9 protein-coding genes are annotated in these 11779 nt (G+C 31.6%); 4 read left to right on the top strand and 5 right to left on the bottom strand.

The genetic code is table 11. The annotated features are described in order from the left end of the window. Positions 1-79: 79 nt before the first annotated feature. On the top strand, positions 80-427 hold the full coding sequence (locus FQU21_RS09205; protein ID WP_147677713.1) for an arsenate reductase family protein: 348 nt from the start codon (positions 80-82) through the stop codon (positions 425-427). Between the two features lie 88 nt (positions 428-515). Here FQU21_RS09205 and FQU21_RS09200 read toward each other — a convergent pair whose 3' ends face one another. Continuing rightward, positions 516-1046 (bottom strand): YciI family protein, encoded by a 531-nt coding sequence (locus FQU21_RS09200; protein WP_147677712.1) that lies wholly within the window; start codon positions 1044-1046, stop codon positions 516-518. Between the two features lie 11 nt (positions 1047-1057). Beyond that, positions 1058-1537 carry a CYTH domain-containing protein gene (locus tag FQU21_RS09195; protein ID WP_147677711.1) on the bottom strand — a complete coding sequence of 160 codons (480 nt, stop codon included), beginning with the start codon at positions 1535-1537 and terminating at the stop codon, positions 1058-1060. A gap of 82 nt (positions 1538-1619) precedes the next feature. Between FQU21_RS09195 and dinB the strand changes: the two genes are divergently transcribed. From dinB to FQU21_RS09180, 3 genes are all read left to right on the top strand, one after another. Beyond that, a complete protein-coding gene (dinB, locus tag FQU21_RS09190) occupies positions 1620-2717 on the top strand; it encodes a DNA polymerase IV (protein WP_147677710.1) in 1098 nt (365 codons plus the stop codon). Positions 2718-2992: 275 nt separating this feature from the next. Next, entirely contained in the window at positions 2993-5419 is a 2427-nt protein-coding gene (locus tag FQU21_RS09185; protein ID WP_147677709.1) for a TonB-dependent receptor, read from the top strand. Positions 5420-5440: 21 nt separating this feature from the next. Then, positions 5441-6805 carry a hypothetical protein gene (locus FQU21_RS09180; RefSeq protein WP_147677708.1) on the top strand — a complete coding sequence of 455 codons (1365 nt, stop codon included), beginning with the start codon at positions 5441-5443 and terminating at the stop codon, positions 6803-6805. A gap of 162 nt (positions 6806-6967) precedes the next feature. Here the strand turns inward: FQU21_RS09180 and pyk are convergent, their stop codons facing one another. From pyk to FQU21_RS09165, 3 genes are all read right to left on the bottom strand, one after another. Further along, entirely contained in the window at positions 6968-8410 is a 1443-nt protein-coding gene (gene pyk / locus FQU21_RS09175) for a pyruvate kinase (protein ID WP_147677707.1), read from the bottom strand. Further along, complete coding sequence (locus FQU21_RS09170) at positions 8410-8895, bottom strand: IPExxxVDY family protein (protein ID WP_147677706.1); 486 nt, start codon at positions 8893-8895, stop codon at positions 8410-8412. The genes pyk and FQU21_RS09170 overlap by 1 nt, the downstream gene beginning before the upstream one ends. Before the next feature lie 283 nt (positions 8896-9178). Continuing rightward, entirely contained in the window at positions 9179-11773 is a 2595-nt protein-coding gene (locus FQU21_RS09165; protein WP_187269356.1) for a peptidase associated/transthyretin-like domain-containing protein, read from the bottom strand. Positions 11774-11779: the final 6 nt, after the last annotated feature.

The raw sequence follows: 11779 nt of genomic DNA, 5'->3' as shown, positions 1-11779 counted from the left end.
GCAGTTTATTGAAAAACATCTTCCAAATGCATTGGTATAAAACTGAAAATTAATGTTATTTTGCTTCAAATAAAAAATTATGAAAAAAGTATATTATTTAAAAACTTGTAGCACGTGTGTTAGAATTTTAAAAGAGTTAAACCTGCCGCCAGATTTTATTCTTCAGGATATTAAAACAGAACCTATAACCGTAAAGCAACTGGAAGCCATGGAAAAACTTTCGGGAAGTTACGAAGCACTTTTTAGTAAACGCGCCAAGCTTTACAAAGAAATGGATTTAAAAAACCAAAACTTAACCGAGCGGGATTATAAACAGTATATTTTAGAGCATTATACCTTTTTAAGTCGCCCCGTAATTATAAATGGTGATGCTATTTTTATAGGAAATTCTAAAAAAGTAACTCAAGAAGCAATGCTAAGTTTATAGTACCTTCCCCATTATACAATTTAGGCACAACAACTTATTATACCAAACGGTAAACACTTTTTATTACCATAAAAATCTTTTTATACATTTACCGCAGAGCAAAACCTTTTGGGCCCCACCAAGGACGAATTTCAACCTCTAAGCGTTTCGCTTGCACCATGGGGTCGGCGTTAGCTAAACTATCGGCCATTTTTAAAGTTGGCACATTATAAACCGTTATACTTTGCATATCACTTTCATCGACAAATGGCCCAGAGATATCGGCATAACCCAACGCGTACATTTCTGATAAATGCGCTAAATGAAGCTTATGCAAACGTTCATTTTCCTCTTCATTCTGCATGTGGATAGCACTTTTTTTCAAAAATGCTAAAAAATACTGTTGCATAACTATAGTATCTTGTGTTTTTTCATCAATAAAATCAAAGCTTTTAATGCCTTTTGTTTTCAATTCTGCTTTTATTTCTTTTATTGTTTTTTTAATAGGCTCCACCGGAACTTCCACAATTATGGTATCTTTTTCTATTAAGCCAACTTCGCCAGTTGACGTTTGTTTTGTGTCGTTTTTACACGACCAAAATGCTAAAACACATAAAAATGGTAATATTATTCTTTTCATCATTAATAAGATTAAAGTTCTTTATTCCAAGATTTAAAAGGCTGTTTACTTAATAGCGAATTGTAATATTTTACATCTCCGGTAACCTCGTCTCCCAACCACTCGGGTTTTATATACGTTTCATTTTCACTATTTAGTTCGATTTCGGCGACGATTAAACCAGAATTTTCGCCATAAAACTCATCAACTTCAAAAATATGCTGTCCTTTTTTTATTTCATATCGGGTTTTATCAATAATAGACGGTTCGCATAAATCCAATAAGGCTTCGGCTTCTTCTTTTGGAATTTCCTTTTCCCATTCAAAACGAGACACGCCATTTTTAGACGATAGGCCTTTCACCGTAATAAACCCTTGCTCCCCTTTCAACCGCACGCGAACAGTTCTTTCTTTGTTCGTATTTAAAAACCCTTGACAAATACGGGTTTGTTTATAAGCCTCTGCTTTAAAAGCTTCCGATTTTACTAAAAATTTACGTTCTATTTCTACCATAGACTATTCCGCGAAAGCGAAAATGTTTTAAAAATATTAAGTTTAAGAATGGCACTTCACTGTGAATTGATAAATTTACGCTATGTTAACCAATTTACCAATAAGAAAAATTATTCATGTGGATATGGACGCCTTTTATGCTTCCGTAGCGCAGTTGGATAATCCCGATTTAATAGGTAAAGCTATCGCGGTTGGTGGCAGTGGCCGGCGTGGTGTAATTAGTGCGGCAAGTTATGAGGCCCGAAAGTTTGGAGTAAAAAGTGCCATGTCTGGAAATTTAGCCCTAAAACTTTGCCCCGAACTTATTTTCGTAAAAACCGATTTTGAACGTTACAGAGAAATTTCTAAAAAAATAAGAACAATATTTCTGGATTATACCGATTTGGTGGAACCTCTTTCTTTAGATGAAGCTTACCTTGACGTTACCGAAAATAAAAAAGGAAATCCGAGTGCCTCTATGATTGCAGAAGATATTAGAGCACGTATTTTTAATGAAGTGGGATTAACGGCTTCGGCAGGCATTTCTATTAATAAATTTATTGCGAAAGTTGCTAGTGATTATAACAAGCCTAACGGACAAAAAACAGTAAATCCCGAAGAAGTTATCCCGTTTTTAGAAACTTTAGATATTAGAAAATTTTACGGCGTTGGTAAGGTTACTGCCGAAAAAATGTACCAAAAAGGCATTTTTACCGGTATGGATTTAAAACTGAAATCTATAGAATTTCTAGAGGACCATTTTGGAAAATCGGGTTCCTATTTTTATAACGTCGTGCGTGGTATACATACCAGCGAGGTGAAACCTAACCGCATTAGAAAAAGTTTGGCAGCCGAGCGTACGTTTAGTGAAAATTTATCTTCGGAAGTTTTTATGATGGAAAAGCTAGATCAAATTGCTGAAGAAGTCTCTAAACGCTTATTAAAAAGTAACGTTGCAGGAAAAACGGTGACTTTAAAAATAAAATATAGCGATTTTAGTTTACAAACTCGAAGTAAAACCCTGCCCTATTATATAAGTGATGAAGATATTATTTTAAATACGGCTAAAGAATTATTGTATCAAGAAAAAATGAGTAATTCGGTTCGATTATTAGGTATTTCCCTTTCCAATTTAAATACGGAAACCAAGAAAATTGCGGAACAAAAAGCAATAAGTGTTCAGTTAAAATTTGGATTTTAATATTTTTTTCTTCCAAAAATATTTCAAATAAAATAGCTGAGCTTGCAATAATTACGTTTTTTTAAGTGATTTCACCCCTATTTTTAATCTTACAATTCGACCCTGCTATTTAGATAGATTAAAAATAACGCATAAAATTTTAATTATTTGTAATAAATATCTTAAATAAATAAACTAAAACGATTCTAAATAGACTAATCGTGAATTATCAACAATTACACTGTTCTTATTTGGACTTAGTATAAATAAGAGTATTTTTGACAAAAAAAATATTCATGTTTGCAACCAAAACATACACCAGCTTTCTACTATTAATTTTAAGTTTTTCTGTTTTTAGCCAAAACGGTGATATCTACGGTAAAGTTAAGTTTGATAATAACGACATTGTTTTGGGCGCTTATGTTTCTATAAAAGGAGATCGTTTTTTAAAAGAAACAGCGACTGGAATAGATGGCGAATTTTTGTTTAAATCTGTTCCTTATGGTAATTACACCATCGAAATCCACTCTTTAAATGCTAAACAAAAAATTATTCAGGTTTTAGTAGATTCAAATAAAAAGTCCTTAAAAATTACTTTACCTTATAATAATCTACAAGATTTAGACCAAGTCCTTGTAAAAACAAAAACTGAAAAACGAAAAACCGAAGAAAAAGGCTTTGCCGTTAATGTAATAGAAACCAAAGAAGCCAGCCTTAGAAACATACAAACTAACGAACTGCTAAACACTACTGTTGGCGTAAAAATTCGCCAAAATGGCGGTTTAGGTTCTCACGTACAATATTCTTTAAACGGCTTATCTGGAAATTCTATACGCATTTTTATCGATGGTATTCCAATATCCATGTATGGCTCTTCTTTTAGCTTAAACAGCATTCCACCTTCAATGATAAAAAATATTGAAGTTTACAAAGGTGTTATTCCAGGGCATTTAGCAGACGATGCTTTAGGTGGTGCAATTAATATTGTGTTACATAAAGGCACAAAAACAAATTTAAACGCCTCGGTTTCTTATGGTTCTTTTAATACCATTCAAACTAATTTAAATGGTTTATATCGTTTTGACGACTCTGGTTTTACGGTAAAAGCATCAATATTTAATAATTATTCGGATAATGATTATAAAGTTTGGGGCGGTCAAATAAAAGATATTGCACAAGATGGAAGTCAAACCCCAATAACAGCAAGACGGTTTTATGATGCTTATAGATCTACAGGAGGCATGGCGCAAATTGGTTTTACAGATGTAACATGGGCCGACCAATTTTTAGTTGGTTTTACAGCCTCTGAGGATTACAAAGAAATTCAACATGGTGCTTTTGTTACGCTTCATCCCTACTACGGAAGGTTTAGCGAAACAGAAGCCAAATTAGCCAATTTAACTTACCAAAAAAAGGATCTTTTTATCGAAGGTTTTGATGTAAATGTAACCGGTTTATACGGTAAAAGAAGCACTGTTGTAAATGATACCGTTGCTGCTGCATATACTTGGGCCGGAGAAAAACAAATTCGTTTTGATGGTGAAGCGCTTAATTACACTTGGGGCTCTCAACAAGAAGGTGGGCCAACCTTAACAACAACGAACAGAAATGTAGCCTCTATAAGAACAGGGCTTGCTTATGCCATTAATGAACATCACAAAATATTATTAAACCATATTTATAGTGGACTTGATAGAGATGATAGTGATGAAATGCAATCGCTACTAGAAAACACCTTTAAACAAACAAGTGACTTATATAAAAATATTTATTCCTTAAGCTATGAACTTAATCTTCTTGAAGATAAATTAAAACTTAATCTCTTTGGAAAGCACTACCGACAAAAAGTAAAAAATACCAAACCTGTATTTAATAGTGACGGAACTGAAGTAATTGATGAGATTTTTGAAAGTGATAAAGATTATAACGGTTATGGTTTTGCGGCGTCTTATGGCATTCTTCCAAATATCATGTTATTAACCTCGGCAGAAAAAGCCATACGTTTACCTAGTGAAACAGAAGTTTTTGGAGATGTAGCTGGCAATGTAGAAGCCAACTTAAATGTAAAACCAGAAATTAGCAAAAACTACAACATTGGGTTCCGATTCGGAAAATTCAAGATTAACAAACACGCCTTTACCCTTTCTACAACGCTTTTTTCAAGAAATATTGAAGATTTAATTGGTTTTGGTGCAAATGCCGACCGAATTGTAGAAAGTAGTGACGAACTTGTACAATATGAAAATTTTGATGAAGGCACGACATCGCAAGGCATAGAAGCTGAAATAAACTATAGCTACAACAATAACTTAGGTATTAACTTCAATTTTTCGCGTTTAACTTTAGAGTCTAGAAATAGAGCTGGGAATATAGTAGATATCCCTAACACACCATTATTTACTATAAATTCTGGATTACGTTATTCTATTAAAAACTTTCTTCAAGAAAAATCGCGCCTAAACTTATTTTACAACACCTATTTTACAGACGAGTTCTCTTATATAATGAGCCAAGGCACTAACGTTGGCGGTCTTGATGCATTTTTAGTGCCCACACAATTTATACAAGATTTTGGACTTAGCTATACCTTTCCTAAAGAAAATTTTGTAATAAGTTTTGATGCTAAAAATATTTTTAACGAAGCAGCTTACGATAATCGCTCTGTACAAAAACCAGGAAGAGCATTCTATTTAAAACTAAATTATATAATCAATAAATTTTAATATATCTAATAAACCTGTAATATGAAACATACTTTTTTAAATTTCAAAACAATAACCTTATTTACCGCAATTGGTTTAATGACCGCTTGTACAAGTGATGACAGCGATGGAATTGAAGCGCCAACACAACCTGAACAATCTGAAAGATGGATAACAGTAACTGGAGCTAGAATGGGAACAAACCCTGCCGACGGAAATGGTGGAACACTAATTTACGCTATTAGTAACGAGGATGCTAAAAACCCAGAAACAGTTGTAGATGTTTTTAATAATGGTTTTGTAGCACCTTCTAATAGAACGGCTAGATTACAAGCCTCTGAAGATGGAAATACTATATTCAACATTAGCTACGCAGGTGACACTGGTGGAAACTATACTAAATATACCGTAGAAGGAGGTAAAGATTTTATGCCAACAGGATCTGAAATAAGTATTGCAGAATATGTTGGTACAGCCCCAAGATGGATAAAATTATTTGATGGCGATCAAACAGGTTCTGCTGTATATGTATCAACCGAACACCAAGTTGATGATAATGATACCCCAGACGATGTAACAGATGACACCTATTTACGTACCGAAGCAAAAGTAGGTGTGGTTACTTTAGACTTAGTAAATTCTTCCATTAAAAACTTTAAAGAAGTTAGTGTGCCTTTAAACGCTGAAGAAGAAGCTGCTGGTTATTATTTTTCTAGAGTTGATATGCCTACTTTAAATGCTGCTGGCGATAAATTATATATTAGTGGCCGTTTAAGTAAAGTAGATCCTACGACTTTAGAAAGTGATAGTGGCTATGAAATTTTAGGTTCTAAAACAATTGTATTAGATTATCCAACACTAGCTAATCCAAAAGTAATCACTTCAACCGTAGGTCACGGAAACACCAACGGATATCGTAGTATAAATTCTTTTGAATACAACGGAAGTGTATATCAAGCTAACCAAGGCGATCCTAATGGTTCTCATATCTTAAAAATTGGAGCCAATAATGAATATGATGATTCTTACGTATTTAGCTTAGATGCAGCTTTAGGTTTAGAAGATACTTATATAGTAGCATGGAGACCTACAAGTCATGGGAAAGCTATAATAGCTTACGAGCATGCCGGATCTGCAACAGGATCTGCAGGAAAAACTCAAGGATTTTTTGCCTTGGCTGATTTAAACTCAAAAACCGCAACAAAACTTGACGCTATTCCTTCAAGTGACGATTTATATTTATATCAATATCAAGGTTTTGCTATTTATGAAAACGAAGTGTATTTAACAGTAGCCCCTGTTGGCCAAGACGGAAACATCTATGTGGTTGATACCGAAACTGGAGACGTCACTCAAGGTGCTCAATTAATAAACGCCACCGGAAGTCACTTTATTGGAACCTTCTAATACAATTTATTAAAACTTATAAGTAAAAAGGACGGCTTTAACACCGTCCTTTTTTTTGAAATTAACAAAGCTTGTTTGCAAAATTAAGAGCAACAAAAAGGAGATGTAAATTTTAATTATTTACATCTCCTTTTATATTAACCTGTAAAATAAGGCGCTTTATTATAAACTACAAGTTGTAATTTCTGAAACTCTTAACGTATTTACCATACCTTTATCTTGAATTGGCATGGCTGCTAAACTAATAACCATATCTCCAACTTCTACATATCGCTCTTTAGAAGCTATAGCATTAACATCTTCTATAGTTTCATCTGTACTAACAAACCTATCATAATAAAAAGCACGAACACCCCAAAGCAAACTTAAACGTGTTAAAATACGCTTATTTGAAGTAAACACTAAAATATGACAAGATGGTCTCCAAGCCGAAATTTGAAACGCCGTATACCCACTATTTGTTAAAGTAGAAATAGCACTCGCATCTATTTCGTTTGCCATTAAAGCAGCGTGATAACAAATCGATTTTGTAATATATCTATTGGTTCTAATATGCGGTGGTAATTGTGGTACTTGTATTAATTTAGAATCTTCAACACTTTTTAAAATGTTGCTCATTTGTCTTATAACTTCAACAGGGTATTTACCAACCGAAGTTTCACCAGAAAGCATAACAGCATCGGCTCCATCCATTACAGAGTTGGCCACATCATTTACTTCCGCTCTTGTTGGTGTTAAACTTTCTATCATAGTTTCCATCATTTGCGTTGCAATAATGACTGGAATTCTAGCTTTTTTGGCGCGTAATACCAATTGTTTTTGGATTAACGGTACTTCTTCTGCAGGAACCTCAACACCTAAATCACCACGAGCTACCATAATACCATCACAATGTGTCACGATTTTATCAATATTCTCTACAGCTTCGGGTTTTTCAATTTTAGCAATAATTGGAATTCTATGTGTTCCATGTTCTGCTATTAAATCACTTAATTGTATTAAATCTTCAGCATGACGTACAAAAGATAATGCAATCCAATCAACGTCTTGACTGATTGCAAAAATAGCATCTTCGATATCTTTTTCTGTAAGTGCAGGTTGAGATATGTTTGTATTAGGAAGGTTGACTCCTTTTTTAGATTTTAATGGTCCTCCTTGAACAACTTTGGCTAAAACTTCCGTTTTTCCATCGGTAGAAACCACTTCGAAATGTAATTTTCCATCGTCTAAAAGAATACGTTCTCCTGGCTTTGCATCTTGAGGAAACCTGTCATAAGTCATGTAAACCCGCTCTTTTGTTCCAACAAAACGTTCTCCTGTAGCAAAAGTAATTTCGTCGCCTGGATTTACAAACACATCATCTTCCATAACCCCAACACGAAGTTTCGGGCCTTGTAAATCGCCTAAAACAGCTGCAGTAAAACCAAATTCTTCGTTTAATTCACGAATCATTTTAATCCGTTCCGCAACATCGTTATAATCAGCATGAGAAAAGTTAATTCTAAATACATTAACACCTTCTTCAAGCATGCCTTTTAATACGTCTTTTGTGCTTGTAGCGGGCCCTAAGGTTGCTACTATTTTGGTTTTTTTTCTTAATGCCATTAGCTAAAAATTAAATTGTCTTTTGATTTTAATTGATTTATATCAATACTATAAGCTGTTGCTATTTGAGATATTTTCAATATACTATCTATAATATATTTTTCCCTACTTAAACTAAACTCGTTTTCAATTTTTAAAAAAAAGTTTACACGCTTATATTCTGGTATTAAATGCGTTGTTTTTATTATTTTTTCTTGGTTATCAAATAAAGAACCAAAACTAACTTCCTGAAAAACTTCTGTTTTACAACTATTAGACACTAAGTTCCAAGTGGTTAAGTGTTTTTTGTCTTCCCATTCAAATATAGAATAGTTAGATTTCCCATTGTTCAAGTCTAAATCATCAATTCTTCGAGCTAGCTTTATTTTTAATTCTTTATTAAGAAGATAAGCTAAACGATAGTCCTCAAGCGTACAATGTATTGCAATTAATGTGCATAACACATTATCAAAAACATCATCAAGAATCAGTTTATGAACAGCCATAACTTCTTTTTATTAAATGTAAATATAATATTTATAACAATTACCAAATACATGTTTTAACGTTTCTTAGTAAGAATCTATACTAAAACGTTATAGTTGTCGGTTTTTTATAATTAGAGAATAAATCTATATCTTTACTTTATTCTTAAATTCAATTTATTATGAGTACTATAACCAAATCTCACACCAAACTATTTAATATTATTGCTGGAATTAGTGTTTTAGGAGTACTTGCCTATTGTTTTGGATACTAAATAGGAAAATTCTTCTTCTATATTTTTGGCTAAAATTTAAAGCCAACCGATAAAAGAATAAATCGTTCAACAAGATTATGTTCAAAAAATGAGGTGGAAAATTCGTTGTTACTTATATTTCTATAAACTTTATTGTTCAATATATTATTAAACTTTAGCGCATATTCTATATTATTTTTCTTACAAATAAAAACACTGTCCAAAAACAAATCTCCAGAAATATTAGCATTTAAATCGGGATTAAAATATTGGCTATTCAATTTAAATTGAACATTATTTTTTATATGATTTATAGAAAAATCATTCTTAAATGTTGTAAATGTACTAGAATCAGAATTCAAAACAGTATAATTGCTCATATTAACTTCCACCTTATTCACAAAATTGATATTTCCAGAAAAACCTGTACGGATGTTTAATTCTCCTAAAAAGGATTTGTTTTTAATATTTCGTAAACCTGAAGTATTTACAATATTTTGATATGTATTAATATTATAAGAACTGTTTAAATTAAAAGTAGACTTTAATGGGTCTAAATATTTTTCGACACTCAAGCCAAAAGCTAGCCTTTTATTATTACTTACATTTAGTATTGAGGTATAGTAATCTCTGGTTTCGCTTAAATTTAATTTGTTAACATACCCATATTTTTGGAAATTATAATTTGTATAAATATTAAACTGAAAAAGATTATAAAAATCATTTATTCTATACCCTAAATTTAAGGAGTGATTTTTAAACACCTTGAACGTAAAATTGTTATTTAATAAACTTCTAGAATTTGTATGAATTAACCCGGAATAAGTTTTATCTGCATGAGGTGTTCGATTCGATAAACTATATTTAGAATATAAACTCGATTTTTTATTTAAATAATAAACAATCCCAAAATTTGGACTCACCAAAAATCTATTTTTACCGTAATTTTCTGTTACATTAAAATCGTTAAAGGTTGTGTTTAATAATTCGTTTTTAAAACTTACAGGAAACCCCCACTTTCCAACTTTATATTGATAATCAATATTAAAATACAGTTTAGACAATTTATAATACACATCATTAGATAGAAACTGATTGTCTATAGAAATATTATTTAATTCTGAATTAATAAAATTTTCATCAAAATTATATCCTGCAATAAACGAAACCTCTACATTTTTAAGTTTTGAAAGCAATTTAGCTTCTAAGTTTACTAAGTTCTTTTTTAATTTTATATCCTGATTAAAACTTTCTGTACCAGAAAAAACATCTACATTTTGAGGTAATGAATTCGTTGAAATATGAGATGACAGTTGAAACACTTTTTTAGAGTTTATCTTATAGGTATACTCTAAATTGTTTTTTAAAAACAAATTCTTACTAGCTGTTTCGTTTTCAAAAAAGTTTTCGTTATTAAAACCTATAGAAGTACTTTTAATATTTTGAAAATCTAATTTACCAGTGTTGGTTAATAGCGATTTTTTATTAATATGATAAATCAGCTCATAATCAAAAGTGTGTATGGACGGTTTTTTAACAAAACTTTCTTCAGTATTAACTGCATATTCAATAGTGTCTAAATAATAAAAACTACCTGTTCTTTCATTCCTTATAAGTTTATCGTTAAACATACTATAATTTGCTTTTAAAGACAGTTTTTTGTTAAACTTATACAAGCCGTTTACACTTCCAAAATAATTACTATTTACAGAAACTCTATTGTCTGTAAGTATAGAATTAAAATTATTCGTGTTTACTAAGTTTGTAGTTCGCTGGCTTATTTCTTTACTTTTAGAGATATCAAAATTATTAGTATTAAAATTATTTGGACTATAATTTTCGGCAATATTATTGTAACTTAAAGTTGAAAACCCTTTAAGAGTTTTTGAAACTGAAATAGCATTGGTTTTTAAATACGCTTTTTCCTTTAATCCTGCTCCTAATTCTATATCGCCAGAGACATCTGTTTTCCCTTTTTTTAGAACTAAATTTACCGCAATATCTTGAGATTTTTTAACTCCTTTTAATAATGGGTTTGCATTATAATCCTCAATGGCTTGAATACCTTCAACAATGTCTGTATTTATATTTTTCGTTCCAATAGTGTAATTTTGATTAAAAATATCATCACCATCAAGAAGCAAGTGAGTTACCTGATTTCCTTTAAATTTAAGCGCTCCATTATCACTTACCGAAATTCCTGGTAATTTTTTTAATAAATCTTCAATAGCGCGTTCGCTACCATCTTTAAACTTATTAATATTGTATGTTACCGTATCTTTTTTTACAATTACGGGCTGCTTTTCGGCTTTAACAAAAACTTCGTCTAGCTTTGTTAAACGCTCATCTAAGTTAAAATTAAGAGCTAGTTCTTTATTCGCTTTTAAATCATCAATTTTTATTTTTTCTACACCGTTAACATGTGTAATTATAGAGGCTTCAACAAAAAAATCTTTATTAGTTTTAGGCAATTCAACCGAGTAAAATCCAGCATCGTTTGTAATGGCATAACTCAACACAACATGATCTGTAGTCTTTATTAAAACACTACAATAAGGTATAGGCTCAAGGTTTTTAGTAGATTTTACATAACCACTTAATATACTTTGCGCATTTGTAAACCACGTAAAAAAAAGCAAAACCATAACTAA

The organism is Algibacter pacificus, from assembly GCF_008033385.1.
In the GTDB taxonomy this organism is placed as follows: domain Bacteria; phylum Bacteroidota; class Bacteroidia; order Flavobacteriales; family Flavobacteriaceae; genus Algibacter; species Algibacter pacificus.
This window is presented reverse-complemented; position numbering and strand designations above follow the sequence as displayed.

Bases quoted from the DNA above. Each gene is read 5' to 3' on its own strand.
- pyk (WP_147677707.1), bottom strand. From the start codon at position 8,410: ATGGCATTAAGAAAAAAAACCAAAATAGTAGCAACCTTAGGGCCCGCT.
- FQU21_RS09200 (WP_147677712.1), bottom strand. From the start codon at position 1,046: ATGAAAAGAATAATATTACCATTTTTATGTGTTTTAGCATTTTGGTCG.
- dinB (WP_147677710.1), top strand. From the start codon at position 1,620: ATGTTAACCAATTTACCAATAAGAAAAATTATTCATGTGGATATGGAC.
- FQU21_RS09165 (WP_187269356.1), bottom strand. From the start codon at position 11,773: ATGGTTTTGCTTTTTTTTACGTGGTTTACAAATGCGCAAAGTATATTA.
- FQU21_RS09195 (WP_147677711.1), bottom strand. From the start codon at position 1,537: ATGGTAGAAATAGAACGTAAATTTTTAGTAAAATCGGAAGCTTTTAAA.
- FQU21_RS09205 (WP_147677713.1), top strand. From the start codon at position 80: ATGAAAAAAGTATATTATTTAAAAACTTGTAGCACGTGTGTTAGAATT.
- FQU21_RS09170 (WP_147677706.1), bottom strand. From the start codon at position 8,895: ATGGCTGTTCATAAACTGATTCTTGATGATGTTTTTGATAATGTGTTA.
- FQU21_RS09180 (WP_147677708.1), top strand. From the start codon at position 5,441: ATGAAACATACTTTTTTAAATTTCAAAACAATAACCTTATTTACCGCA.
- FQU21_RS09185 (WP_147677709.1), top strand. From the start codon at position 2,993: ATGTTTGCAACCAAAACATACACCAGCTTTCTACTATTAATTTTAAGT.